This window comes from Marseilla massiliensis (assembly GCF_016899955.1).
Taxonomy (GTDB): Bacteria; Bacteroidota; Bacteroidia; order Bacteroidales; family Bacteroidaceae; genus Prevotella; species Prevotella intestinigallinarum.
The window spans coordinates 40,793-67,135 of the sequence record NZ_JACJJL010000002.1 but is presented as its reverse complement, the minus strand read 5'-3'; the positions used below and the strand labels follow the sequence as shown (position 1 = coordinate 67,135).

The window sequence follows — 26,343 nt, the reverse complement described above, 5'->3', positions numbered from 1 at the left end:
CAAACGGTTTTGTTTTTTAACCCAAATCCCCCTTTTGACCGCCTTGGGCTTGTTTTATCGCCGCCATCATGCTTCCCAACCGCTTCCATGCCCTTGCCGGCATCTTGTCCGCCGCCGTGCCTCGTCGTAGCCCGCTACGCCTTCGCCACGCTCGCCGTCCAAGCTGCGGGGCAATGGCGCAGAATCGCTTTGGTCTCAAAAGTGTGATTCGGGTTTAACCCAAATCCCCCTTTTGACCGCCTTGGGCTTGTTTTATCGCCGCCATCATGCTTCCCAACCGCTTCCGTGCCCTTGCCTGCATCTTGTCCGCCGCCGTGTCTCGGCGTAGCCCGCTACGCCTTCGCCACGCTCGCCGTCCAAGCTGCGGGGCAATGGCGCAGAATCGCTTTGGTCTCAAAAGTGTGATTCGGGTTTAACCCAAACCCCCCTTTTGACCGCCTTGGGCTTGTTTTATCGCCGCCATCATGCTTCCCAACCGCTTCCGTGCCCTTGCCGGCATCTTGTCCGCCGCCGTGCCTCGTCGTAGCCCGCTACGCCTTCGCCACGCTCGCCGTCCAACCTGCGGGGCAACTGGCTCGTTTTGCCGGAGCGGTGCCTCCGCTGTTTGGCGTTCATTTTTCCAGAAAATGAATGCGGCCATGGCTGTTTGGGCTAACGCGCTGGTTTGCAGTGGGTTGCGATATGGGCCTTTCGGGCTTGCAAAACGTGCCGTTTGGGGTTGCAAAACGGCCCATGTTGCAGAGCGAAAAGTGCCGTATTGCTGTTTGGGGTGGGGCGGTAGGCATGCGGGCGCCATGCCGTCGGTCATTGGGCAGCGGGCGCAACCCCGTTGTGCGTTGCTTTTTCGGTCCGACCATCTATGGCGGGCGGATGCGCCGAGGCTTGGCCTGCGCCATTTGCCGGGGGGTGGCGTGCTGCGTGTCGTCTGTGTTAAAATAGCATAATATCAGGCAATTACCCTGCGAAACAGTTTGTCTTGTCGGGAAATATCAGTAGATTTGCGATGTTGCGAAATGCCTGCATACAGACCGGTGGCATTGTTCCGGCATGTGGTGCTGAGGCAACGGCCGCCATCAATCCCACTGGTGGCGGCGACGGCACTCTGCCAGTGGGGCACGGCAGCCCCCGGACGGCAGCCTTTTGACGGTGTGGGCAGTATGGTGAACCTAAAGCGTGAGGTTATGAAAAAATCATTGTTTACGGTAGCAATAGCCCTGGCCGCCTGTTGTTTGCAGGCTTTTGGGACAGGCGACACAAGTGTAAGGCAGTTTAAACTGGCCAACGGCATGACCGTATGGCTGAGCGAAGACCATTCGCAACCAAAGGTGCTGGGAGCCGTGGTGGTCAAGACCGGAGCCAACCAATGCCCCAATACGGGCATAGCCCACTATTTCGAGCACCTTATGTTTAAGGGTACCGACAAGATAGGCACCACGGATTATGAGGCCGAGAAACAGTGGCTCGACTCCATAGCGGCCAAGTACGACCTGCTGGCCAAAACCACCGACGCCGGCGTGCGGCGCGGTTTGCAGGCCGACATCAACCGGCTGAGCCACAAGGCGGCCGAATACGTGATACCAAACGAGTTCAACAACCTGATATCTTACTTCGGAGGGTCGGGGCTCAACGCCGCCACGTCTTACGATTTCACTATTTTTTACAATACGTTCGCCCCCGAGTTTGTGGGCCAGTGGGCCGAACTGTGCAGCGAGCGAATGATAAATCCCGTGTTCAGGATGTTCCAGAGCGAGCTCGAGACAGTGTACGAGGAGAAGAACATGGTGGCCGACAACCTGCTGGCGCCGGCCATGGAGCACCTGTTGGGGGCTGTGCTCGAAGGCGGTCCTTACGTGCATCCTGTCATTGGCAGCACCGAGAGCCTGAAGAACCCGAGCCTTAACGAGATGCGGGAGTTTTTCGGCAAGTATTACGTCGCGGGCAACATGGGCCTGATAATGTGCGGCGACATCTGCGCCGACACACTGATGCCGCTGCTCGAGCGGTCGTTCGGGCGCATCAGGCCGGGCTGCGCCCCGCCATCAGCGCCCTTTGCGCTCAAGCCGTTTGACGGTACGCGCACCGTGGGGATAAAGCTCCCGATACCCCTTGTCAAGGTCACGGCATTGGCATACCACACCCCGACCGAGGAAGATTCCGACTACGTGGCGTTGGACATGGCCTCGCAGATACTGTCCAACGGCAGCGGTTCGGGGCTGCTCGACTCGCTTGCTGACACCAAGGCCATCATGGCCGGCTATGCGGTTCCGGCGGCTTTCAAGGATGCGGGCTTCACCTTGGTAGGCGCCGTGCCCAAGATTCCGTTCGGTTCGAAGAAGAAGGCCGAGCGGCTTTGCTACGAAATGATAGGCAGGGTGAAGCGCGGCGAGTTTCCCGACACCATGCTCGATGCCCTGAAACTGGCCGAAGAACTCGATTTCAAGCTGAGCACCGAGACCATAGACGGGCGCGCCTTGCTCATGCTCGACGCTTTCGGGTATGGCGCCGCGTCGTGGGACGATTATGTTGGGCGGCAGTCGAGAGTGGCGCAACTCACCAAGGCCGATGTGATGGCGGCCGCCAACAAATACTTCGACGGCAATTACATGCGACTGGTCAAGAAGTTTGGCACCTATCAGAAGGACAGGCTGTCGCAGCCCGGCTACAAGCCCGTGATCCCGCGCAATGTAGATGCACGCTCGGATTACGCCCAGTGGCTCGTTGGCGGGCATCCGGGGAAGGTAAGCCCGAGGTTTGTCAACTTCGACAGCTATGCCCGCCGCATGAGCCTTGCGCCCCTGGCAACACTCTATGCGGTAAGGAACGACGTCAACGATGTGTTCAGCATCGACTTCGTGTTTGCCAAAGGCACGCTCGACGACCCCTTGGCAAGCAGCGTGGCCGACTACATGGGCGACCTCGGCACCGACTCGCTGTCGCGCCTCGGGCTGTCGGCGGCGTTGGCACGGCTCGGCAGCCGCCTTTCGTTTGGCAGCGACCACAACTCGTTCACCATTTCGCTGATGGGCCTCGACCGCAATTTCGAGCCCACCATGAGGCTTTTCGCCCATTTCGTCAGGCGCGTCAAGGCCGACAAAGACAAGATGGCCGAGCTGGTCACTGGCGCAAAGCTCAGCGCAGGCACCTTTGCCGAAGACTATTCGGACATAGTGCGTGCCGTAGTGGAAAAGATTGCCTATGGCGACAAGTCGTCTTACCTGAACGCCGTGACGGCCGGCCAGTTGAAGCGTATCGGGGCCGACGGGATGGTGAAGTGGTTTAAAGACTTGTTGCACACTGAGTGCATGGTACTCTATTGTGGTTCGATGGCTGCCGACAGCGTTGCCCTTGCCGTGCGCAACAGCATCGACGTCGACGCAATCAACGTGCCCTGCCGTTTCATCAACAGGCCCCTGAAGGCATACGACAGGCCGATGGTGTTTGTCTACAATGCCCCTGGCGCCCGGCAGGCCAATGTGGGCACCTACACAGTGCTGCCCCCGTCGCCCACCGTGCCCCGTCGTGTGACAGAGCAATTGTGGGCCGAATATTTCGGCGGAAGCATGTCGTCGGTGTTGTTCCAGGAAATGCGCGAGTTCCGTTCGCTGGCATATTCCTCTTACGGGTGGCTTACATTGCCGTTGATGGCCAAATTTGGCGACGCCCCGACGGCTTACCATACCATCACGGGCACGCAGGCCGACAAGGTGCTCACGGCCGTGGCCACCGTCGACAGCCTGTTTGACAACATGCCGCTGCGCCTCAGCGGCTTCGAGACGGCGCGCCGAAACTTGCTCAACTCTATAAACAATGAATATCCGTCGATGCGCGACGTCGGTGAATACATCGCTTGGCGACGGCTGTATGGATATGATTCCGATCCCGAAAGGCAGCGCGTGCCGTTGATTGAGAAAGCCGTGGCATCCGATGTCGAAGGCTTTTATTCCGATGTGGTAAGGCCGGCCGTGCGTGTTTACCTTGTTGTAGGCAACATCGGCAAGGCCGAGATGAAGGCTCTCGAGAAATACGGCGAGGTGGTGGAACTGCGCAAAGGCGACATTAGCAGCATGTTTTCACGAAAGAAATAGGCTGTGGGCACGGCAAAGAAAAGGGGAGCCCCGACATGCAATGCGCATGTCGGGACTCCCGCTATTTGTAGTTGGCAGCAGGCTGCAATGGCCTACAGGTTGGCCAGTTCCACCACCTTGTCGATGGCGGCGCTAAGCCCGTCGGGGTTCTTGCCGCCCGCCGTGGCATAGTGAGGCTGGCCTCCGCCACCGCCTTGAATCAGCTTTGCGGCCTCGCGAACCATCTGGCCGGCATTCAGCCCGTGGTCTTTCACCATGTCGTCGCTGAGCATCACGCTTATCATTGGCTTGCCGCCGCCGTCTGTGCCGATGGCGCAAAGCAGGTTTTCGGGCACAGCCTGGCGTATCTTGAACACGAGATCCTTGGCCCGGGCAGGGTCGATGGGCATCACGGCCGTGATAACCTTGACGCCGTTTATGGTGCGCGCCTTCTCCACAAGGCTGTCCTTGGCACGCTCCACGGCCTGGGCCTCGAAGCTTTCTATCTCTTTCCTCATCGTGTCGTGCTCCTCGATGTACTTGCCAATCACGCCTTTCAGGTCTTTGGCGTTGTTGAACAGCGAGCGGATGGCCTTCAGGGTGTCCTCTATGCCGTAGAGCAACTCTTCGCACTCACGGCCGGTCTTGGCCTCGATGCGGCGCACACCGGCTGCCACAGAGCTCTCGCTGATTATCTTGAACATGCCTATGCGGCCTGTAGAATGGGCGTGGATGCCGCCGCAGAACTCGCAGCTGGGGCCGAAACGCACCACGCGCACCTTGTCGCCGTACTTCTCTCCGAACAGGGCCACGGCCCCCATCTCCTTAGCTTCGGCCAAAGGCATGTCGCGGTGCTCGTCGAGCGGCAGGTCCTGGCGTATCATCTCGTTGACGATACGCTCCGTTTGGCGGAGCTCTTCGTCCGTAACCTTCTGGAAATGCGAGAAGTCGAAGCGCAGTGTGTCGGCGCTTACATACGAGCCTTTCTGCTCGACGTGCTCGCCGAGCACCTGTTTCAGCGCGTAGTCAAGCAGGTGGGTGGCTGTGTGGTTGGCAGCGCTGGCAGCCCGCTTGTCGGTGTCTACGCATGCCATGAAGTCGGCTTCGGGGTGCTTGGGCAGCTCTTTCACTATGTGTATGCTCTGGTTGTTCTCGCGCTTGGTGTCTGTTATGTCCACCGTCTCATACTCGCTGACAAGCACACCGGTGTCGCCTACCTGTCCTCCCATTTCCCCGTAGAAGGGCGTGAAGTCAAGCACGAGCTCATAGTATGTGCTCTTTTTCTGGGTCACACGGCGGTAGCGGAGTATGTGGCACTCGTGTTCAGAGTAGTCGTAGCCCACAAACTGCTGCTCACCTTGGCGCAGTTCAGTCCAGTCGGAGCTTTCCACCTGGGCGGCGTTGCGGGCGCGTGCCTTTTGCTTTTGCATCTCTTCGTCAAACTGGCGCTCGTCTACGGTGTAGCCGTTCTCGCGGCATATCAGCTCGGTAAGGTCGAGGGGGAAGCCGTAAGTGTCGAAAAGGCGGAACGCCTGGGCCCCGTCGAGCTGCTTGAGGCCGTGGGCTTTGAGCTCGTCCATGGCTCCGTTGAGCAGGTTGATGCCCTTGTCGAGTGTGCGAAGGAACGAGTCTTCCTCTTCTTTCATTACCCTGCCGATGAGCTCACGCTGTGCTTCGAGTTCGGGATAGGCCTTCCCCATCTCGAAGATGAATACTGGCAGGAGCTTGTACATGAATGCTTCTTTCTGCCCGAGGAACGTATATGCGTAGCGCACGGCGCGGCGGAGGATGCGGCGAATCACGTAGCCGGCCTTGGCATTGCCCGGCAACTGCCCGTCGGCGATGGAGAATGCCACGGCGCGAAGGTGGTCGGCGACAACCCGCATGGCCACGTCGGTCTGCTCGTCGCGCCCGTATTCCTTGCCGGAGAGCCGCGCAATCTCGCGGATTATGGGCTGGAAGATGTCCGTGTCGTAGTTGGAGTGCTTGCCTTGGAGGGCGCGCACAAGCCGCTCAAAGCCCATACCGGTGTCTATGACGTTCATTGCCAGCTTCTCAAGCGAGCCGTCTGCGCGGCGGTTATACTGCATGAAGACAAGGTTCCATATCTCGATGACCTGCGGGTCGTCCTTGTTCACCAGTTCGCGGCCGGGCACCTTGGCCTTCTCTTCGGGCGTGCGTGAGTCGAGGTGTATCTCGGAGCAGGGGCCGCAGGGGCCTGTGTCGCCCATCTCCCAGAAGTTGTCGTGCTTGTTGCCGTTGATGATGTGGTCTGTCGGCACGTGCTTCGCCCAGTATGAAGCCGCTTCGTCGTCGCGGCCGAGCCCCTCGTCTTCCGAGCCTTCGAACACCGTAACGTAAAGGTCTTTGGGGTCGAGGTGGAGCACATCCACCAGATATTCCCATGCCATGTCTATGGCTCCCTCCTTGAAGTAGTCGCCGAAGCTCCAGTTGCCGAGCATCTCGAACATTGTGTGATGGTAGGTGTCGTGGCCCACCTCTTCCAGGTCGTTGTGCTTGCCGCTCACGCGCAGGCACTTCTGAGAGTCGGCCCGGCGCCGCGGTTCCGGGTCGCGTGTGCCGAGAATGATGTCTTTCCACTGGTTCATACCGGCGTTGGTGAACATCAGTGTCGGGTCGTCCTTTATCACCATCGGGGCCGACGGCACGATGGCGTGCCCTTTCGACTCAAAGAAATTCTTGAATGAGTCGCGGATTTCGTTTGCAGTCATCATATATTTCAATTGATATTATAATTTCCCTTAAAAGTGTTGCAAAGATACTTTCTTTTCCGTACATTTGCAAATGTTTTATTCCCTGATTGACAAAAACATGTGATTTTATGGCACTCAACCTCGACAAGAACCTCAAGCTCTATTACTCCATCAGCGAGGTGGCCCGGATGTTTGGGCTGAACGAGAGCACCCTGCGATATTGGGAGCAGGAGTTTCCATACCTGAAGCCCAAGACCAAGGGGCCCGGCAAGGTGCGCCAGTACTCTGAGAAAGACATCGAGCAGATACGGCTCATACACAACCTTGTCAAAGTGCGCGGCTTCAAGCTTGCCGCTGCGAAGAAGATCATCAGCAGCAATCGCACGGGGGCCGACCGCACGGCAGGGTTGCTGGAATGCCTCATGGGCATAAAGGATGAGCTTATGGCCATGAAAAAGCAGCTTGACATGCTGGAGTGATAACAGTAAAACGGCGGCGCAGAAGGGCATTTACCCCCTGCGCCGCCTCGCGTTTCATCCTGTCTTGGCTTTGTTGCAGGAGCTTCGCGTTAACAGATTGTCAGGTTATGAAGGTTGTTGTTGCGTCTGTTGTGTTTGTGGCCCAGTCTTGCCTGGCCTTCATTTTGCGGTTGTTGTGTCTCAGGTATAAAGCGCATATCAGCAGAGAAAACAGTGTTGAGATGGGCGGTGCATATCCCATGAGCAGTAGGGACGACGGGTTGATGTGGCTGAACAGGTATGACAGCGGTATTCGCACCATGAAAGTGGCCGCCATGCTGTGCAGCATGGGGAACCAAGAGTTGCCCTGCCCGCTGAAATGCGAGTTGATGCAGAACACGAAGCAAACCAATATGCAGTCTAGGCTATACCCCCGCAGGTAGTCGGCTCCCATGTTTACCACGGCAATGTCGGTGGTGAAGATGGTCGTGAGCGTCTCCGGCAGCACCTGGGAGTAGGCGCACACCGACACGCCGAACACCAGTGACATGGCTATGCCAGCCTTGAGGCAGCCCGTCATGCGCCCTGTCAGTCCGGCACCATAGTTCTGTGCCGTCATCGTAGCTACCGCCGATGCCATTGCCGTGGGCGGTAGCATGGCGAAGACCACTATCTTTTCCAATACGCCGAGCGCTGCCGATGCCACCACTCCCATCTGGTTTACGATGACAGTGATGAGCAGGAACGACACGTTTACGAGCGCATCCTGCAGCGCTATGGGCGCTCCGAGTTTCAGTATGCGCCCCGACAGCCGGCGGTTGAACCGTATGTCGTTGCGCGAGAAGTCGAAGTGGAAGCCGCGCTTGCGCAGGAAAGCCAGGGCGGCGACGAAGATCACGCCCTGCGAGAACACCGTGGCTATGGCTGCCCCGGCGGCTCTCATGCCGAAGGCCCCCACGAGCAGGAAGTCGAAAGCGATGTTGATGACACAGGCTATGCCCACGAAATAGAGCGGCGAGCGCGAGTCGCCCAATCCGCGCAGCACTCCGCACACCACGTTGTAGCCCATTATGAACGGTATTCCCGCCGAGCATATCAGTATGTAGTGGCGTGTGTCGGCCATGGCTTCGGCCGGGGTGTGCATCAGTTCGGCTATATGGCCGTGCAGCGCTACCATGATGGCGGCGAGGATGACGCCTGCCAGAGTGAAGAAGCAGGCCGAAGTGCCGATGGTCGAGGCTGCCTCGCGGTCGTTGCGCCCTCCCGTGGCAATGGCAATGAGTATGGTAGTGCCTGTGGTAAGGCCCAGTATGATGCCAGTTATGGTCTGCGTCACCTGGCTGCCTATGGCCACCCCGGCCACGCTTGCCGCGTCGTCATATTGCCCGACAACAAAGAGGTCGGCCCCGCCGTACAGGGCCTGCAGCAAGTTGGCTAGCAGGAAAGGCAGTGCAAACTGCAGCAGAACCTTAGGCACGCTGCCTTGTGTAAGGTCGAGTTCTTTCATTTCTTGTCTGTGAGGCTTATCAGTTGCATTATCATGCTTACCGTTTCATCAAGCCCTATCGAGCTGTCTATGCTTAGGTGGTAGTTGGCCGCCCGCCCCCACGCAGTCCTGGCATAGTGCCAGTGGTAGGCCGCTCGGTTTTTGTCGGCGGTGGTTGTGGCCTCGTGGGCCTTTTCCAGGTTGCACCCCATGCGCCCCGCCACACGGTTCACCCGCAGTTCCAGCGGCGAGTGGATGAAGATGTTGAGGCACTCGTGATGGTCGCGCAACACGTAGTCGGCGCATCGTCCGACGATGACACACGGCCCCTGGCCTGCCAGCTTGCGTATGACGTCGCTTTGGGCGAAGAAGACCCTGTCGGCAACAGGCCTGCCGCAGTTGAGCAGGTAGGCCCGGTAGTCGAACGCGCCGGGGCACTTTTCTTCCTTATCGTCTACGACATTGGCCGACAGGCCGGCCTCGGCTGCGGCCATCTCCACCATCTTCCTGTCATAAAGCGGTATGCCCAGCCTCTTGGCGAGCATCATGCCTGTCGCCAGTCCGCCCGAACCGTATTCGCGGCTAATGGTTATTGTCTTGTTCATCGTCATCTTTTTTTACGGCCTTGTGGCCATGGTCTTTTTGCGGTGCAAAGTTAGTGGTTTGCTGCCGGAGGCCGAGCGCCCTTCCTGCCGAAGTGTATAAAAACGCTGCCGAAGCGTGGGTTTTGCGCCATTGAGCCCAATGTTGGTGAGGTGAGACGCTTCGGAAGCATTTTTTTACGTTTGGGGCTGCCGGGCCATTGGCGTCTCACAATTATTTGCTTACTTTGCAGTCGTAAAACCGCGTGCGCCCCGTGTTGGCGGCATTGCGGCATAAAGCAACGTATATGGGATTTTGGTTGGACACTAAGAAGAGCCGCCTTGTGCTCTCGCTCATCACTTACGCGCTCTATATGCTGCTCTACATTGTGACCGACGAGCAGGCGCGCGAGTTTTATTTCGGCGGTTATCCGCTGTGGGGCTACGTGGTCGACGCGGCCACCACGTTCGTATGCATATTCCTTTTCGTGCAGCTTTCCATATTCTACAGCAAGGGAATATAGCGCCGATTCATGTCGTTTGCCCACCCGTACCGCAGCCTGCTGGTATATTCGCTGGCGTTGTTCATCATGAACACGCTGACGGCCTACCTCCTGTCGCTGCTCACGGGCTACATGTTCAACCTCGACGGGCTGCCTTTCCTGCAGGTGCAGCACCTCTACGTCTACAGCATACTGGCCACGTTCATATCAAACGTGTATGTCAACGCCCATTACCTGTATTCATACATGGAGGCTGAGGCGGCCAAGCGCAGGCTTGAGACAGAGGCCATGCAGACCAAGCTCAATGCGCTCAAGCAGCAGGTAGACCAGCATTTCATGTTCAACAACTTCAGCATACTGACGGAGCTGATAATGGAAGACAGCCGACTGGCGGTGAAATTCCTTGGAAAGCTCTCGAAGGTTTACCGCTACATAATACAGAACTACGACCGCGACACGGTGCCCCTGGCCGACGAGCTGGCTTTTCTCGACTCGTATCTCTACCTTATGTACATGCGCTATGGCGACAGCATAGTGGTGAGCATAGGGCCGGAGGTGCGCGACGCCGACGGCAGCATACCGCCGGCAAGCCTGCAGATTGTGGTGGAGAACGCCTTGAAGCACAACCGCTTTTCAAGGGAAAGCCCGCTCATGATTGCCGTTTCTGTGGCCGACGGGTGCCTGGTGGTGCGCAATGCCTTGCAGCCGCTGGCTTCGGCCCCGGTGTCGACGGGCATAGGGCAGCGCAACATAGCCGAGCGATATGCGCTGATAGGTGGCCGCAGGCCGTCGGTAGAGAGCACTGAGTTTGTATATACAGTCAGGCTGCCCATCATCAGCGGCCTGGATAACGACAGGGAGATATGAACATACTTATTTTGGAAGACGAGAGGCGCAACTACAACCACTTGCGCCGGATGATTGAGGCCATGGACCGCACGTTCAGGACCATAGGCCCTGCAGCGAGCATACAGGAGGCCGTGGAATACATGAGGCACGGCGAAGTGGCCGACATCATACTGGCCGACATAAGGCTGTCCGACGGGCTGAGCTTCGAGGCGTTCAACCGTGAGCCGCCTTCGGTGCCGGTCATCTTCACCACCGCCTACGATGAGTATGCCATCAAGGCTTTCAAGTATAACGCCATCGACTATCTGCTCAAGCCCGTCGATGCCGACGAGCTGGAGGCTGCCATACGGCGGGCGCGGCAGATGGTGGCGCGCCCGGTAGAGGGCGACCCCGGGCAGCTGTTCAGGCAGCTGGGGCAGGGGGGCTACCGGTACAGCGAGAGGTTTCTGCTGCCGTGGCGCGACGGCTACAGACAGGTGTTGGTGCGCGACGTCAACCATGTGTTCTCCGAGAACAAGGTGTCGCGACTGCGCCTGAACGATGGCACGCAGCACCCGGTTGCGCTGTCGATGGACGCGCTCGAGGCCTAGCTCGACCCCGAACGGTTCTTCCGTGCCAACAGGCAGTATATCATACGTGCCGACAGCGTGGCATACATTGGCAACTACTTCAATTCAAAGCTCGTGCTTCACCTTGTGGGGTGGCCCGACGACAGGGTGGTGGTGAGCCGCGAGAAGGCGCCGGCTTTCAAGGCCTGGATGGACAGGTAGGCGTTTGGAAGGTTGGAAGGTGGAGATATAAAATGGTAAAGGCGTTGAATGGCAATGAGGTGGAGGGGGAGGCATTGAAATGGTTTGGGGGGTTGGGATGGTGTGTTAATGATTGCAAAAAGAGTTAAATGCCGGCAGGTAAAGCCCTTCCATATCCGTGTCTTTGCGCTATGTTGGCCGCCGGGAGCCAAATATCGCCAAAATGGATGTGCAATCGTAACCGGCTGTAGGATAGCGCCATAAGAATGGTGCGGATGGCATTGTGCAATAGTCTGCGCCGTGATATTGGGCAGAAAATGCCCGAAAACAGCATTTTTTCTGCAAAAATGGCTTGCAAAACATGTCGTTTTGCCATCAGAAACGGCACATATTGCACGGCCGAACGGCCTGTTTTGCTGCCCGAAACAGTATTCGTTGCGGTTTTGCATGGCAAGTTTACCTGTGGCTTATGCCTTTCCGTGCGTTGCAATTTCTATTTCACCGAAAAATGAAATGTTAATTTTTAGGGTGAATTTGTGGGCGTATGTGGCCTCCACTTCCCCCGCCCTCCACCGTGGGTAGGGGGCTTCTGGGCCGTGTGGCCGATGGGCTTTTCGCATTGTGTCGTTGGTTTCTTTGCGGCAAAGTCGTAATGTTATGTTTTTGATGGATGTATTTTGAATCGTAAATACATTGGTTTTTACTTGTGTGCCGTTATGTTTTGTGCGGCAAAGACGTAATGTCCTTCTTTTTGCAGGATGTATTCCAAACCGTAAATTCATAGATTATACATTGTTTGATGTTGGTTTCATTGCGGCAAAGTCGGTAAGTGCTTCCTTTGGGGTGGCGTATCTTGTTTCCTTAAGTCGGAAACCTCGCCGGCAGGTGGAGGTCGGTTTGTGTTCCCATTTCCTTTTTGGCAACGCTTCGGATGTCGTTTTTTACGGTTCGGTTGGGCGCCTGTTCCTTGTCAGGTGGAATATGCCGAACTTTGCATCGGCAAACAAATGTTCGTTGATATGAATAAGAAAAGATTAAGACTCGTCTTTCTGTGCGGTGCGGCCTTGCTGATCGTGTCGTGCCGTGAGGGTGCGCCCACCACGGCGCAGCAGGCCTATCCCGTGGCCAAGGTGGCGTGTGAGAGCGTGGAGACCACAGCCGATTACCCCGCAACAATCCGCGGGCGGCAGGATGTTCAGATTTATCCGCAGGTTGAAGGCAAGCTGACGGCCAGACCGGGTCGGTGAGCCTGAGGGCCGTATTCCCCAATCCCACGGGGCTGCTGCACAGCGGCGGCGCAGGCAACGTGGTTGTGACGCAGCGCACCGACGGGGCGCTGACCATACCGCAGGGCGCCACCTTTGAGCTGCAAGACAAGGTGTTTGTCTACCGTGTGGTGGACGGCAGGGCCAAGTCGACACGCATCGAGGTGACGCCGCTCAACGACCGGAAGAAGTATATCGTGCGCAGCGGCCTGAAACAGGGCGAGACCATCGTCACCGAAGGCGCCGGCATGCTTCAAGACGGAATGCCCATTACAACAAGAAAATACCCCGAGGAGTAAGTATGAAGATAAAGACTTTCATTGAGCGCCCCGTGCTCTCGATTGTCATCTCGGTGGCAATCATTCTTGTCGGGGTCATCGCTCTTTTCACATTGCCCATAGAACAGTTTCCAAGCATTGCCCCGCCAACGGTCGAGGTGACCACGAGCTATCCCGGGGGCAGCGTCGACGAGCTGTACAACGTGGGCCGGAAGTTTATTGCCGAACTGCAGAAGCGACCCGAGATAGGCTCGGCTTACACCACGTTCAACGTAAACTTCCCGCAGTTCCTTGTCGAGGTGGACGCCGCCAAGTGCCAGCGCGCCGGAACAACTGCCGACGCCGTGCTCGCCACCCTGGCCGGATATTACAGCGGGCAGTACGTTTCAAACTTCAACCGCTTCAACAAACTCTACCGCGTAATATACAATCGTCGCCCGAATACCGTATAACGCCCGAGTCGCTCGACAAGGTATACACCCGCGTGGGCGACGGGAAGATGGCTCCGCTGAGCCAGTTCGTGACGCTGACCAAGGTCTACGGGCCCGAGTCGCTGGGCCGCTTCAACCTCTACAGCGCCATGGGCATCAACGGAGAGGCCGCCCAAGGCTACAGCTCGGGCGACGCAATAAAGGCCATCCGGGAGACGGCGGCATCGGTGTTGCCGCGCGGCTACGGCTTCGAGTTCTCGGGCCTGAGCCGTGAGGAGAGCCAGACAACCAACAACACGGCCATCATCTTCATTGTCTGCACGGTGTTTGTATACCTCATCCTGTGCGGACTCTACGAGAGCTTCTTCGTGCCTTTCGCCGTCATACTGTCTGTGCCGTTCGGCCTTATGGGCAGTTTCCTGTTCGCAAAGCTGATGGGGCTGGAGAACAACATATACCTCCAGACGGGCCTGATCATGCTCATCGGACTGCTGTCGAAGACGGCCATCCTGCTGACGGAGTATGCCGCCGACCGCCGAAGGGCTGGCATGACGCTCGTGCAGGCAGCCCTCGCCGCTGCCAAGGTGCGCCTCAGGCCCATCCTCATGACCATCCTTGCCATGATATTCGGCCTGTTGCCACTCATGTTCGCCAGCGGTGCGGGCGCCAACGGCAACTCGTCGCTCGGCTCGGGCGTCATCGGCGGGATGATATTCGGCACACTTGCCATACTGTTCTTTGTGCCGGTGTTCTTCGTTCTGTTCCAGTTCACACAGGAAAAGGTGCGCCCCGTGGAGTTCTTGCCGTATCCCGACTGGGAGATTCGGAGTGAGATGGAATCGATAGACAAACGGAAAAAGGATAAGAAATGAGACGTATATTGACATTGTTCGGCGCAGCCCTGTTGATGGCGGGCTGCTCGGTGTACAGGCCTTACGTGCGTCCGGCGGTGCAGGCCGACGGACTCTACGGCCCCGGAGTGGCCCAGGGCGACACAGCCTCGATAGCCACGCTGCACTGGTCGGAGCTGTTCACCGACCCAGACCTGCAGGCCTTGATTCGCATCGGGCTCGAAAACAACACCGACCTGGCCGTTGCCCGACTGCGGGTTGAGCAGGCCGAGGCCACGCTCATGGCCTCGCGGCTGGCCTACCTGCCGTCGGCCACGCTCTCGCCGCAGGGCCAGCTGAGCAGCTTCGACGGCTCCAAGCCGGCCAAGACTTACAACATTGGGGCGTCGGCCGAGTGGGAGCTCGACATATTCGGGCGCCTCACAAACTCCAAGCGCAGGGCCAAGGCGGCGCTGTTGCAGAGCGATGCCTACTGCCAGGCGGTGCAGACGCAGGTCGTTTCGGCCATAGCCAACGCCTATTACAACCTGCTCTTGATGGACACCCAGCTCGACATAAACCGCCGTACGGCAGCGGTGTGGGAGGATACCTGCGCACATACGAGGCGCGGATGCGCGTTGGCGAGGCCAACGGGGCTGCCGTGGCGCAGGCGCGGGCCAGCAAACTGGCTGTCGACGCGGCCATACTGACGCTCAGGAAGCAGGTGAGGGCGCAGGAAAACGCGCTCTCTACGCTCATCGGGCAGATGCCGCAGGCCATAAGGCGGGGCACACTGGCTGCCCAGCACTTCCCCGACAGCCTGTTGGTAGGCGTGCCGCTGCAGCTCTTGGCGCGTCGGCCCGACATCAAGCAGGCCGAGATGGCGCTCGCCCAAGCCCACTATGCCACCGGCGAGGCGCGCTCGGCGTTCTATCCGCGCATAACCCTCAGCGGCCGGGCGGGCTGGACCAACACCGACGGCAGCGCCATAATAAACCCAGGCAACTGGCTGCTCAGTGCCTTGGCCGGGCTTACACAGCCCCTGTTCAACCGCGGACAGAACATTGCCAACCTTCGCATTGCCAAGTCGCAGCGGCAGGAAGCCCTGCTGCAGTTCCGCCAAAGCCTGCTCAAGGCGGGCGCCGAGGTGAACGACGCGCTGTCGCAATGGCAGACGGCGAGGGCCCGCATAGGCGTTACCGGCGAGCAGATTGCCAGTCTGGAAGAGGCGGTGAAGAGCACCGCAAGCCTCATGGAGAGCAGCACTGGCGCCTCTTACATCGAGGTGCTAACGGCCCGCCGCGACCTGCTGGCAGCCGAATTGGCCCAGGTGCAAGACCGTTTCGACGAGATACAGGGCGTCATCAGCCTTTACCATGCCCTCGGTGGGGGCGGTGAATAGCCGAATCGGGCCGCCTAAAGTTGAAGGCGGCCCGATTGAAACGTGGCTTCCGGCCATGCCACGGCGCAGAGGCAGCAAGTCACCTCACGGCAAACGGCTTGGCTTTGTAGGCCTTGCCGTCGCCTGCCATGCCAACTGCCATGTAGACGCCGGGCGCGAGTCGGGCCTCGATGGTGGCCGAAGCGCTGCTCACGGTGGCCGTGGCCACGGTCATGCCGGCCATGTTGACAATGCGCACGTCGGCCTTCTGGCCTGCTGCCAGCGGCATGCTTACAGTCAGGATGCCGTTGCCCGAGCTGCGCACGCAGAACTCTCCGGCTTCAGGGCGGTTGTCGCTGATGCCGTCGGGCACATGGACGTAGGGCGTGTACAGGCATACCAGTTCGGAAGGCTGCACGCCGAAGAGCGTAGTTCCGAGCGGAATGACCGTTGCCGAGGCCGGGTCGACCTCATAGAGCTCGCCTTGCGACATCTCGCCGGTGTGCGCCCAGAACAGCCGTCCGGTGTTATGGTCGAAGGCCATCGACTGCAAATAGGCCACGTCGGCAATGCCTGTGCTGCCCACTGTGGCCGTGGCGGCTGTCGACTTGTCGACTGTGCAGAGCTCGCCGCCGTCGGTCAACGCGTAAAGCCGGCCGTCGGTGCTGCAGGCCAGGGCGTGGAGATTGGCTCCGGTTGGGCCGATGGGCGTTGCCGTTCCGTTGCCGAGGTCAATCGTTACGAGCTCGCTCCCGTTGCCAGACGTGCGTATGCCATACATGGTAGAGGTTGAATAGTCGTAAGCCATGTCTTGCATGAAGTCGTCGGTTGGCACAGCCGTCACCGGCGCCCAGGTGGCAGTGTCGAGCACAACAAACTGCCTTGGCTCGGAATACCATGTAGACGTGTATGCGTAGACCTTGCCGTTGAGGTGCTCGCCGGCGTTGATGAGCGCGTCGCCGGGCGTCAATTCCTTTATGAACTCGGCCTGCTCGGGTATGTTGGAGTGCAGTCTCATTATGCCTGCGTTGCCGTAGGCATCCCAGCGGTAGGCCCTGAGGCCCACGTCTTTGTAGTTTGGCAGTGTGAATGAAGCCGTGTCGTTGGCCGTAGCCTCGTCGCCGTCGATGTCTGTGTAGGCTTCAAACAGGTAGAGACCGAGGCGGCCCACGTCGGCCGTTCCGATGGCAATGTCGGCCGTGTCGCCCTTGTTGAGGTTTACGGCAAACGTCTTTCCTGTCGGTTCAGAGCCGTTGACACTGAAGAATACGGGCACCTCGGTGAGCGGTTTCTCGCCGTAGTTTACCACGCGCACGGTCACCTCGACAGCTTGTTGCGGGTCTTTCTGCTTTACGGGAGAGGCAAACGAGGTCACGCCGGCGTCGATGTTTACTGCCCTTGCCACCGTGTCAGACAGTGCGCCGGCTGCTTCGGTGCCACCGCCGTAGACAGCTTTCACCGTATATATATACTTGCCCGAAGTCAGTTGGCCCCAGTCTGCATCGGTGAGTGTGAGCTCCTGCAGCGGCTCGGCGTTGAGCCTGACGGGCGTTGAGCCAGCGGTGGCCTCGGCCCGGTAGACGTTGTAGGTGCAGGCCGGTGCCCCGGTGTCGGCCGCCACGGGCAGTTCGGTGCCCGGTATGCCGCAGTATGCCGATATGTTCCAGGCATAGTAGCCATTGTACAGGTATGTTTCGTCGCTCCATTTCAGGTTGTTCTTGCCTTCAATGTCAGAGCCGTAGCCTGCCACGCCTATGGCATCGCTTGGCGCCCCCTTGCAGCTTATGCCCACAAGATAGTCGGTTCCGGGCTTGATTTCAACCCCGGGAGCGTCGAAGTCTACCGTCACCCAGGCCCCGTCGGGGCTTATCTCCGAGGCAGGAATCTCTTTCGAGGCCAGCACCACGTTGTTGTCGCGGTTGCCTTTCCATATAGTGGCAGTGTAAGAACCCTCGCTTGCCTTGATGAAAGCCCTAAGGCGCAGGAAGCTCTGGCCCACCATCATGGAGTCTTCCGTGTCGGCGGCGGTGAAGGCATGGGCCACGTTGTAGTTGGCGGTGTAGTAGTCGCCGCTCGTGTCGTCGTTGGTGTCAGAGTCGCCCCAGCGTGTCCACATGGTGCGGCCCGTGCGGCTGGCCGGGTCTTTCCACTCGATGGTGGCCCGGGTGCCGTCGGGCGATACTGCCGCCGTCACGCCATAGGCGCTTATCAGCGAGCGGGCCAGCGTCACGGTGCCCAGGTCTACGTCGGCATCGGGGGTGATGTTGCTGCTCACAATGTCGTAGAGCGGCTGCTCGATGCTCACCGTGTAGGCTTCGCCGGCATATATGCCTTCGAGCCTGAACGAGCCGTCGGCGGCAGTGGTTGCGGCATTGCTTGAATAGCCCTCGGCCTTTATGCTTGCCCCCGCTATGGGCTTGCCGGTGTCGCCGGCCACCACCTTGCCCGTGACGGCCACTGTTGGCATGGGCTCTATGGCGAAGTCGGCCGTCTGCTCGCCGCCGTCCTGCACCTCGACACTGCCCTCAAAGGGCAGGTATCCGGTGGCGGTGATGCTCACGCCCTGCGTTCCCGACGGCACGATGTAGAAGCTGTACGAACCGTCGTCGGCCGTGGTTGAGCTCAGGCCATAGGCCGGAATGTCTACCGATGCCCCTGCCACAGGCTTGCCCGTGGCCTTGTCGGTCACCGTGCCCCGGAGCGTGGCCACGCCGTCGGCCTCGACCACGAAGCGCGTCATGAGCATGTCGCTGTACAGGCTGCCGTCGGTGGGCGCCAGCCGCGTGGCGTCGATGGCATCGTATGATGAAAGGCTGCGCGTGCGGCCGGGCCTGTCGGGTGTGGGCTCGATGAAGAACCGGCTGAAATACCCGCCCGTTCCCTGGGCGAAGTCCATCTGGATGAACACCAGCAGGTTGCGCCCGGTGTACTCAAACGGAGCCGACAGCTCGAACGGAATGTCGTTTTCGCCGTTGGGGAACGTCACCGTGCCGTCGAATACGGGCGTCATCTCGCTCGTAGGCACCCATCCCTCGTCGAGAGTCTGCATGTCGGTCTCGGCCATCCATATCCTGATGGGCTTGTCGAGCGAGTTGGGGCTGAAGCTGTTTTTGAGCACGATGTGCTTTATTGTGCCCTTGGCAAACATGAGGTCGGAGGGGTAGAAGAGCGCCTCGTAGGCTCCGTGGCGCGAGCCGAAGTCGAAGGGCAGGTAAGGGTTGGCGTAGTCGAGCGTGGCCCCTGTGCCCGCCGTAATGTCTTTCAGGTCGCTGCCATAGCTTATCACAGAGTTTGATGCCGTCGGCTTTCCGGCTCCCGTGGCGTTGGCCGGCGTCACCGTGTAAGAGCGCAGCACGCCCGGCGCAGCCTCGGCATCGGTGTATTGCGTCTCGCTGATGCCTTCGGCTATTGTTTCCGTGCCCCCTGGTGTTGTCCGGCCGACGGTGTATGTGATGTTGGCGGGGTTGATGTAGCCGTTGTTCTGCCCCTCGGCGGGCGCTGTCCATGTGATGTGTACCTGTCCGCCAGAGGCTGTGGCCCTCACCTCTTCGACGGCCGCCGGCAGGTCTTCGCCCACGTATGCGCTGCGCGAGACAGCCTCCGACTGGCCTTCGGCCGTGCGTGCCACCACCGAATAGGTGTGCGTTCCGTTGCCCACGGTGTTGTCGGTGTACGACGATTCGGCTCCGGGCGCCATCCCTTCAGACAGCGCCGTGAGCAGAAGCCCGTCGCGGTAGATGCCGATGGCGAGCCCGTCGGCCAGCGGGGCCCCCGTGCCGTCGTACAGAGGGTTGGTCCAGGCTATGGTGGCGCTGAGCTTTCCTTCGCTGCCGGGCGTCACGCTGAGCCCGCTCACGGGCCTCGGCCCTTTCTGGTTGCCCACCTGCACGTCGTCGATGCCGAGGGCATAGCTGCCCGAGCCGCGGTGGACGAAGGCTATGTAGATGCTCTTGCCGGCATAGTTGCCGAGCGAACGGCTCATCGACTGCATGGTGGGATAGTCGTCGTAGCCGTTGTCGACCACCTCGCTGACGAGCTCGGTGGTGAAGTCTTCCGGCCTGTTGCCAGTCTCGGAGATGCGCACCTCCATCAGCTCGGGGCTGTCGAGGTCTTGTGCGCAGTACTTGAACGAGAGCATGAATGTCTCGTTGGTTACGTCGATGCGTGGCGTTATGAGGTAGTTTTCCTGTTCGCCATAGCTCACTGTGGGGTTGGATGGGTCGACGGTATATGAGATGGCTGTCTGCTGGCCGCTTGTGGTGGCGTCGCTTCTCGTGGCCAGTTGCCAGCAGTGGCCGTCGCCATCCTTGTCGGCAACGGTCCATCCTGCCGGTGGAAAGGCGCTGCCTTCAAAACCCTCGTTGACTGAATAAGACTGTCCGTGTGCGGCGATGCTTGCAATAAAAAGCGCAAGCAGCGTGGCGAAGGACATGGCCCGATGGTGGTAATCCTTGCTCATGATACAATCGTTCGGGGCTCGCTCGTTGGACATAAATCCCGCATTTTGTGTCGGAACCCCCTTTGAGGCAAAATGCCGGAGATAAAAGAGGACTTGTGTTAGATATTACAAAAATAGGCATTTTGCCTGTATGTATGTCCTGTTTGTCTGTTAAAAACGATTAAATGCCCTGATGTCTCAGTCTGTGCGCGTTACCATTGCGGTGTGCGGGCAGCCTTGCATGCATGCGCCGGCGGCGGTAGCGTGTGCTTATGCTCGGCAGGCGCGTAACCGGTTGGCCCACAGTCTGTTTGCGATATGGGCCGTTTTGCGCTGCAAAACGGCCCTTTTGAGGTTGCCGAACGTGCCGTTTTGCAGTGTGAAACGGCACGTATTGGAGGGTGCAAAAAAGTTTGCCGAATTGGGCTTTGGTGATGTGCGCAGTTGCCATGCAATGGCTTCATGGCGTAAAATAATGCAAACCGCCCCGCCTAATCCTTAACGAGTGGATGGGGCGGGGCGGCTGATAGTGTATGCTGAAAGACTTTTGGGCTTGAGGATAGCGTAGGCAAAGGCGGCGAAAGCCACCGTGGGCTGCACGGCTACGGGCTTTGGTAGGGCCATTCGGCCATTATTCCGGCCTTTGTCGACCGTTTCCCTTGTTTACTTCTTTGCTGCTTCGGGGGTCCAAGTGTCGTCGATGGTGAAGACGGCCTGCATGGTAATGCCCTCGGCTTCCTTCTTGCTCAGGCGGCGGCTCCAGGCAGCCCGGCTGTCGGTGTTGGCCCCGGGGCCCGAGTTGTTGTACTCAAGGTAGCGGGCGGTTTGCTCGCGCTGCTTCTCCCAGTGGTGCCAGCCTTCGGGGCGAATGTGTGCGCCCATCTCGCAGTTCATGAACAGCGTGTAGCCATAGTCGCGCCAGGGACGGCCAAGGTATACCTTGGTGACACCCTCGTCGGCGGTCAGCCGGCAGTGGTTGAACACGTAGCCGTACTTCACATCCTTTGGTGTCGAGGCGGCAGTGATGTATGAATTGCGCCGGCTGTGTATGTCGCAGTTTTCAAACCATGCCGTCGACGGGCCGAAGATGAAGTCGGTGGTGCCCTCAATCAGGCAGTCTTTGAAGAACAGCCGCGTGCCGCCGTTGCCCGTGTAGATGGTGTCTTGGTTGCCCAGCAGGCGGCAGTTGACAAACGTCAGCCTGTCGCCCTCGGTGTGCAGCGCCACGGCCTGGCCTATCTGCGCGGCGTTGTTTTCTATGGTTATGTTCTTGAATGTTATGCCGCTGCCCTGCACCCTTACGGTAAACGTGCGGAAGGTGCCCATCGGCTTGCCCGTTTCAGGCATGCGTATGTTGGCGTGGTCGTCGTAGGTGATGATGGTCTCGTCGCGGTCTTCGCCCACAATCTCGATGTTGGTGAGCCACTGGGGCACGGTGAGCTTCTCTTTGTAAAGGCCGCGCTTTACGTAGATTACCTTGGTGTAGTCCATGAACGCTCGGCACACCTCGACGGCCTCGCCTATGGTGCGGAACTCGCCGGTGCCGTCGCGGGCCACTACTATGGTGTCGGTGTTGTCATACTTGTTGGCGGCCGCTGCCCCGGCCATGACGGCCAGCGCGGCAATGAGCATAGTTAGTCTTCTTATCATGATTGTTTTTTTATGGTTGTCGGTTGTCGGCAGGCCGGCATGCCTGCGGCGCGGGTGCCCGTCCGGGCGGCAGGGGCATCACATTATCTGGCTCACCTCCTGCACGCCGGGCACCTTCTTGAGGCTTCCGATGATGGAGCGCACGTCGTCGCGGTCGTGGACATACAGCTCTATTGTTCCCTCGAATATCCCCTCGTTGCAGCTGAAGGCCACCTTGTGGATGTTGATGCTCATCTGCTCGGATATTACCCGCGTCACCTCGTTGAGCATCCCCATGCGGTCGATGCCCTCAAGCCGTATGGTGGCGTCGAAGTATAGCTTCTTGTGCATGTCCCATTTGGCGTCGAGGATGCGGTTGCCGTAGCTGGCCTTGAGCTTTGCGGCCACGGGGCAGGCCCGCTTGTGAATCTCTATCTGCTTCTTGTTGTCGATGAACCCGAGTATGTCGTCGCCCGGTATGGGGTGGCAGCAGAACGTGAACTTGTACTGGCTTATGTTCTCGTCGGTTATGATGATGGGCTTCTTGCGGTTGAACGATTCAGACACGACAAAGAGCTCGGGCTGCTTGCCCTCGTCTTTCTTGGCCTTGCCTCCGCCTATGAATGGCACAAACTTGCGCCATCCGCCCGTTGACTTCTCGCGTTTCTTGCCTTTCAGCTCGTCGATGTCTTTCTCGCCGAGTATTATCATCTTCTCGCCGATGGCCTGCAGCAGGTCTTCACGCTTGTCCATGTTGTGCAGCGCGGCAAGCTTGTCGACGGCGGCGTTGGTGTGCTCCATGCCGTTTTTCTTGAGGAACTCGCCGAGGGTGTCTTCGCCGAGCTTCTGTATCTCGCGGCTCTCGCGGCGCAGTATGGCCTGTATCTTGGCCTTGGCCTTGGCCGTCGACACAAAGTTTATCCACGACGGTTGCACGTGTTGCGACTTCGAGGTGAGTATTTCAACCTGGTCGCCGCTCTCGAGCTTGTGGCTGAGCGGCACGAGCTTGTGGTTGACCTTGGCCCCGATGCAGTGGCTGCCGAGGAAGGTGTGGATTGAAAACGCGAAGTCGAGTGCGGTACATCCGGCCGGCATCGTCTTTATCTCGCCTTTGGGGGTGAAGACGAATATCTCCGACGCAAAGAGGTTGAGCTTTATTGCGTCGAGGAAATCCATGGCGTCGGGCTGCGGGTCGTCGAGTATCTCTTTGATGGTGTGCAGCCAGTCGTTGAGCTCGCCGTCGTCTTCGTTGATCTCTCCGTTCTCGCCTTCCTTGTATTTCCAGTGGGCGGCGAATCCCTGCTCGGCAATCTCGTCCATCCTGTCCGACCGTATCTGCACCTCAATCCAGCGTCCCTGGTGCGACATCAGCGTGACGTGGAGCGCCTGGTAGCCGTTGGCCTTTGGGTGGTTGAGCCAGTCGCGCAGCCTGTCGGGGTGCGACTTGTATATCCTGCTGATGGCAACATAGATGTTGAAGCATTCGTTTATCTCGTTCTCGCGCTCTTTCGGAGTGAATATTATGCGCACGGCGAGTATGTCGTAAATCTCGTCGAACGTCACATGCTTGTTCTGCATCTTGCACCATATTGAGTATGGGCTCTTCACGCGCTCCTTGATTGCATATCTTATGCCCATCTTGTCGAGCGCTTCGCGTATGGGGGCGGTGAACTCGTCGAACAGCGTGTGGCGCGATGCCTGGGTCGATGCGAGCTTCTGTTCTATCGATGCGTATTCGTCGGGGTGCTCATAGCGGAAGCTCAGGTCTTCGAGCTCGGTCTTTATCTTGTTGAGCCCGAGCCTGTTGGCAAGCGGCGCATAGATGTATAGAGTCTCCCCGGCAATCTTGTATTGCTTGTTGGCCGGCTGGCTGGCCAGTGTGCGCATGTTGTGCAGGCGGTCGCAAATCTTTATCAGTATCACGCGTATGTCGTCGCTCATCGTGAGCAGCAGCTTCTTGAAGTTCTCGGCCTGGGCCGATGCCCTGTCGCCGAATATGCCCCCGCTTATCTTTGTCAGCCCGTCGACGATGTTGGCAATCTTCGGGCCGAATATGTTTTCAATGTCCTCGGTGGTGTAGTCGGTGTCTTCGACAACGTCGTGGAGCAGCGCCGCACAGATGCTCGTCGAACCTAGTCCCACCTCTTCGCACGCTATCTGGGCCACGGCAATGGGATGCATGATGTATGGTTCGCCCGACAGCCGGCGCACGCCTTTGTGTGCCTGTCGCGCAAAGTTGAATGCCTTGGTGATGATGTCCACCTTCTTGCGGTGGCGCGACTGTATGTACGTATCCAGCAAATGTTGGAACGCATCGTTTATCATCTTGTCGTCGGCGGCTTCCCTGGTCTTTAGTTCTTGGTCGTTTGTCATGTCCTTAGCGTGTTAATGGTTGTGGATTAAAGGCGGCATCTCCTGCCGGCAACGTCTGTTGCTGGGCAGGAGATGCCTTCGGTTATCTTACCCTGAGCTTCTTGCCGGCGCGTATCGACGTGCCTTTCAGGCCGTTGAGCCTTTTGAGCCGGCTGACGGTGGTGCCGTGTTTCTCTGCCAGCTCCGACAGCGTCTGTCCGCTCCTTATCGTGACGTAGCGCGCTCTCGTGCGGCTTTTGCGGCGTGTGGCCGAACGTTTGCTCGATGTGGTTGAGGCTGCCTGCTTGTTGACCTCGACCTCGGTGCGCTTGGCCATGAGCTCTTCGCTCTTGTAGTTGTATATCGAGTCTTCGTTGTCGATGAACTTGCCTACCTCTGTTTGCGGTAGCCTCAGGCACGAAAGCTCTGTCGCCCCGGGTATGACATCGCGCCGGTAAGCCGGGTTGAGGGCCCTTAGCTCGTCGATGCTCACACCGCACACGGCCGCAATCTGTTCGAGATGGACATTCTTGCTGAGCATCAGTGTGTCGGTCTTTGCCGGCAGCCTGGTCTTCATCGGGCAGATGTTGTGGTCGCAGTAGTATGTCATGATGTAGTTGGCGGCTATGAACGCAGGCACATAACCGCGCGTCTCCTTGGGCAGGTATGGGTATATCTTCCAGTAGTCGCGCTCGCCGTTGGAGCGGCGGATGGCCTTGTTGACCTGCTCCGGCCCGCAGTTGTAGGCAGCAATGACCAGTGTCCAGTCGCCGAACACCTTGTACAGGTCGCTCAGGTATTGCGCGGCGGCGTACGACGACTTTATGGGGTCGCGGCGTTCGTCAACGAGAGAGTTGACGTTAAGGCCGTATCTCTTTCCCGTCGGGAGCATGAACTGCCACAGGCCGGTGGCTCCCGCGCGCGATACGGCCGTGGGATTGAGTGCCGACTCTATCACGGGCATGTAGCGGAGCTCAAGCGGAAGCTCGTAGGCTTCGAGCGCCTCTTCGAATATCGGCATGTAGAAGTTTGAGGCACCGAGCATGTAGCTCACCGAGTGGCGGAGCCTCCCGCTGTATCGGTCGATGAATTTCTGTACCACATCGTTGTAAGGCATCTCGATGATTGAGGGTATTCGGCTCAGCCGGTCGATGTACACCTCTTTCTCGAACACGGGGTTTATGTCCTTCATCTGGCAGTCCTCGTCTTCGTCGAGGTATGTCTTTGCCATGTAAAGGTTCATCAGACTGTCCAGCTCGTAGCCCATAGCTTCAGGGAACTCTATCACTTCTTGGTTGCCATTGCTGTCGGTTACGCTTATTTCATTGTCGTCGTTGCTGCCTTGTGCCTGTGCCATGCTGTTGCCGGCAAACAGCAATGCGACTGTGAAAAGTAGGGTTTTCTTGTTCATTTATATTAATAATGTATAGCATTATGCCGTGGGGCAGCTTTCGCGGCGCTGCTTCCGGCCTTAGAATCTCAGTTTGCACTGCACGCCGAACGAAGACGCTTCGAGCACCTTGTTTGACGCGCTGTTGTTTATCACCGCCGGCTCTACCTTCAGGCTCAGGTCTTTCGATATGTCAAACTCAGACAGTTCGGCGTCGACGTAGGCGTCTATCACAGACAGGGCATACACTCCGAGCATGCAGAAGAAGCTCAAGTCGCGCCACCGGCGGTATTTGTCCTTGCGGTTTTTGAATATCTGCTTGTATCTCTCCTCGTTGGAGCTGTCTATGTGTTGGCCCAGATGCAGAAACTGGTTGTAGCTCTGCGTGGTCGGGTCGCTGTCCATGATGTCGAGGTAAGCCTGCGAGTAGTCTTTGTACATCATGTTGTTCCAGTTCATGGCATAGAGGCATCCCATGAATCCCCCGTATATTATTGGCAGCTTCCAGTACTTTCGGTTGTATATCTGGCCGCCTCCGGGGATTACCAGGGCAAGCCACAGTGCCCGTTGGGGATTGGGCCGCCATGTGGCCCAGTCGCGCTTTGCAGGGGCGTTGACCAGCGCTTCTGCCGGCAACTCGCCCCCGATTGCCATTCTCGTGTCGTTGGCAAGGGTGGTGTCTCCCGCCGCCAGTGCCTTCTCGATGCTTTGGGCTATGGAGTCTGTCGTGGCCTTGGCTTGGCTTATCCGTATGGATATAGAGTCGCTGTATACGGCAACGGAGTCGGTGGCGCCGCGGGCTTTGGCCACGGAGTCTGCCGTAGCTGTTGCCTCGGCAGTTGCCACCGGTGCCACTGCTTGTGCAACCACAGGCTGCGCTTGTGCTGCCATTATCATGCAAATGGCTGCGATGCGCATAGCGGATATCATGATTGTCCGTCTCAA

The 26,343-nt window shown here is 58.5% G+C and carries 15 protein-coding genes and 3 pseudogenes; 9 read left to right on the top strand and 9 right to left on the bottom strand.

Annotated elements, in window-relative coordinates; translation table 11 throughout:
• The first annotated feature begins 1,181 nt into the window (after positions 1–1,181).
• A complete protein-coding gene (locus tag H6B30_RS01525) occupies positions 1,182–4,085 on the top strand; it encodes a M16 family metallopeptidase (RefSeq protein WP_205107226.1) in 2,904 nt (967 codons plus the stop codon).
• A 92-nt stretch (positions 4,086–4,177) separates the two neighbouring features.
• Here H6B30_RS01525 and alaS read toward each other — a convergent pair whose 3' ends face one another.
• Complete coding sequence (gene alaS, locus H6B30_RS01520; protein ID WP_205107224.1) at positions 4,178–6,799, bottom strand: alanine--tRNA ligase; 2,622 nt, start codon at positions 6,797–6,799, stop codon at positions 4,178–4,180.
• Positions 6,800–6,906: 107 nt separating this feature from the next.
• Here alaS and H6B30_RS01515 point away from each other — a divergent pair, with 107 nt between their 5' ends.
• The gene (locus tag H6B30_RS01515; protein WP_205107222.1) at positions 6,907–7,257 is read left to right on the top strand and encodes a MerR family transcriptional regulator; all 351 of its coding nucleotides are present in this window, start codon (positions 6,907–6,909) and stop codon (positions 7,255–7,257) included.
• A gap of 100 nt (positions 7,258–7,357) precedes the next feature.
• On the opposite strand, the gene H6B30_RS01510 is transcribed toward H6B30_RS01515, so the two are convergent.
• Complete coding sequence (locus H6B30_RS01510; protein ID WP_205107220.1) at positions 7,358–8,743, bottom strand: MATE family efflux transporter; 1,386 nt, start codon at positions 8,741–8,743, stop codon at positions 7,358–7,360.
• The gene (locus tag H6B30_RS01505) at positions 8,740–9,327 is read right to left on the bottom strand and encodes a cytidylate kinase-like family protein (RefSeq protein ID WP_205107219.1); all 588 of its coding nucleotides are present in this window, start codon (positions 9,325–9,327) and stop codon (positions 8,740–8,742) included. Before H6B30_RS01505 ends, H6B30_RS01510 begins: the two co-directional genes overlap by 4 nt.
• A 284-nt stretch (positions 9,328–9,611) precedes the next feature.
• Between H6B30_RS01505 and H6B30_RS01500 the strand changes: the two genes are divergently transcribed.
• From H6B30_RS01500 to H6B30_RS01490, 3 genes and pseudogenes are all read left to right on the top strand, one after another.
• Complete coding sequence (locus H6B30_RS01500) at positions 9,612–9,827, top strand: hypothetical protein (protein WP_205107217.1); 216 nt, start codon at positions 9,612–9,614, stop codon at positions 9,825–9,827.
• A 9-nt stretch (positions 9,828–9,836) separates the two neighbouring features.
• On the top strand, positions 9,837–10,673 hold the full coding sequence (locus H6B30_RS01495) for a sensor histidine kinase (protein WP_205107215.1): 837 nt from the start codon (positions 9,837–9,839) through the stop codon (positions 10,671–10,673).
• Positions 10,670–11,425 (top strand): annotated as a pseudogene (locus H6B30_RS01490) (LytR/AlgR family response regulator transcription factor). The gene H6B30_RS01495 and the pseudogene H6B30_RS01490 overlap by 4 nt, the downstream one beginning before the upstream one ends.
• Positions 11,426–11,871: 446 nt before the next feature.
• On the opposite strand, the gene H6B30_RS01485 reads toward H6B30_RS01490, so the two are convergent.
• A complete protein-coding gene (locus tag H6B30_RS01485; RefSeq protein ID WP_205107213.1) occupies positions 11,872–12,186 on the bottom strand; it encodes a hypothetical protein in 315 nt (104 codons plus the stop codon).
• Positions 12,187–12,423: 237 nt separating this feature from the next.
• Between H6B30_RS01485 and H6B30_RS01480 the strand changes: the two genes are divergently transcribed.
• From H6B30_RS01480 to H6B30_RS01460, 4 genes and pseudogenes are all read left to right on the top strand, one after another.
• Positions 12,424–12,651: a hypothetical protein gene (locus H6B30_RS01480; RefSeq protein ID WP_205107211.1), complete on the top strand. Its 228-nt coding sequence runs from the start codon at positions 12,424–12,426 to the stop codon at positions 12,649–12,651.
• A complete protein-coding gene (locus H6B30_RS01475; protein ID WP_205107209.1) occupies positions 12,648–12,968 on the top strand; it encodes an efflux RND transporter periplasmic adaptor subunit in 321 nt (106 codons plus the stop codon). Before H6B30_RS01480 ends, H6B30_RS01475 begins: the two co-directional genes overlap by 4 nt.
• Positions 12,969–12,970: 2 nt before the next feature.
• Positions 12,971–14,250, top strand: a pseudogene (locus H6B30_RS01465) (efflux RND transporter permease subunit); the annotation flags it as partial.
• Positions 14,247–15,610: pseudogene (locus H6B30_RS01460) on the top strand (TolC family protein). The pseudogenes H6B30_RS01465 and H6B30_RS01460, both read left to right, overlap by 4 nt.
• Positions 15,611–15,689: 79 nt before the next feature.
• Here H6B30_RS01460 and H6B30_RS01455 read toward each other — a convergent pair.
• From H6B30_RS01455 to H6B30_RS01435, 5 genes are all read right to left on the bottom strand, one after another.
• A complete protein-coding gene (locus tag H6B30_RS01455) occupies positions 15,690–20,081 on the bottom strand; it encodes a choice-of-anchor J domain-containing protein (protein ID WP_205107207.1) in 4,392 nt (1,463 codons plus the stop codon).
• 609 nt (positions 20,082–20,690) lie between these two features.
• Positions 20,691–21,635, bottom strand: a complete 945-nt coding sequence (locus tag H6B30_RS01450) for a pectinesterase family protein (protein ID WP_239483445.1) — start codon at positions 21,633–21,635, stop codon at positions 20,691–20,693.
• Positions 21,636–21,755: 120 nt separating this feature from the next.
• Positions 21,756–24,029 (bottom strand): RelA/SpoT family protein, encoded by a 2,274-nt coding sequence (locus tag H6B30_RS01445; RefSeq protein WP_205107203.1) that lies wholly within the window; start codon positions 24,027–24,029, stop codon positions 21,756–21,758.
• Positions 24,030–24,111: 82 nt separating this feature from the next.
• Positions 24,112–25,419, bottom strand: a complete 1,308-nt coding sequence (locus H6B30_RS01440) for a lytic transglycosylase domain-containing protein (protein ID WP_205107201.1) — start codon at positions 25,417–25,419, stop codon at positions 24,112–24,114.
• Between the two features lie 60 nt (positions 25,420–25,479).
• Positions 25,480–26,343, bottom strand: coding sequence for a DUF5683 domain-containing protein (locus tag H6B30_RS01435; RefSeq protein ID WP_239483434.1), 864 nt, complete (start codon positions 26,341–26,343; stop codon positions 25,480–25,482).

Excerpts from the sequence above, each read along its gene's own strand:
- H6B30_RS01525 (WP_205107226.1), top strand. The coding sequence starts at position 1,182 with ATGAAAAAATCATTGTTTACGGTAGCAATAGCCCTGGCCGCCTGTTGT.
- alaS (WP_205107224.1), bottom strand. The coding sequence starts at position 6,799 with ATGATGACTGCAAACGAAATCCGCGACTCATTCAAGAATTTCTTTGAG.
- H6B30_RS01515 (WP_205107222.1), top strand. The coding sequence starts at position 6,907 with ATGGCACTCAACCTCGACAAGAACCTCAAGCTCTATTACTCCATCAGC.
- H6B30_RS01510 (WP_205107220.1), bottom strand. The coding sequence starts at position 8,743 with ATGAAAGAACTCGACCTTACACAAGGCAGCGTGCCTAAGGTTCTGCTG.
- H6B30_RS01505 (WP_205107219.1), bottom strand. The coding sequence starts at position 9,327 with ATGAACAAGACAATAACCATTAGCCGCGAATACGGTTCGGGCGGACTG.
- H6B30_RS01500 (WP_205107217.1), top strand. The coding sequence starts at position 9,612 with ATGGGATTTTGGTTGGACACTAAGAAGAGCCGCCTTGTGCTCTCGCTC.
- H6B30_RS01495 (WP_205107215.1), top strand. The coding sequence starts at position 9,837 with ATGTCGTTTGCCCACCCGTACCGCAGCCTGCTGGTATATTCGCTGGCG.
- H6B30_RS01485 (WP_205107213.1), bottom strand. The coding sequence starts at position 12,186 with ATGAATTTACGGTTTGGAATACATCCTGCAAAAAGAAGGACATTACGT.
- H6B30_RS01480 (WP_205107211.1), top strand. The coding sequence starts at position 12,424 with ATGAATAAGAAAAGATTAAGACTCGTCTTTCTGTGCGGTGCGGCCTTG.
- H6B30_RS01455 (WP_205107207.1), bottom strand. The coding sequence starts at position 20,081 with ATGTCCAACGAGCGAGCCCCGAACGATTGTATCATGAGCAAGGATTAC.
- H6B30_RS01450 (WP_239483445.1), bottom strand. The coding sequence starts at position 21,635 with ATGGCCGGGGCAGCGGCCGCCAACAAGTATGACAACACCGACACCATA.
- H6B30_RS01445 (WP_205107203.1), bottom strand. The coding sequence starts at position 24,029 with ATGACAAACGACCAAGAACTAAAGACCAGGGAAGCCGCCGACGACAAG.
- H6B30_RS01440 (WP_205107201.1), bottom strand. The coding sequence starts at position 25,419 with ATGAACAAGAAAACCCTACTTTTCACAGTCGCATTGCTGTTTGCCGGC.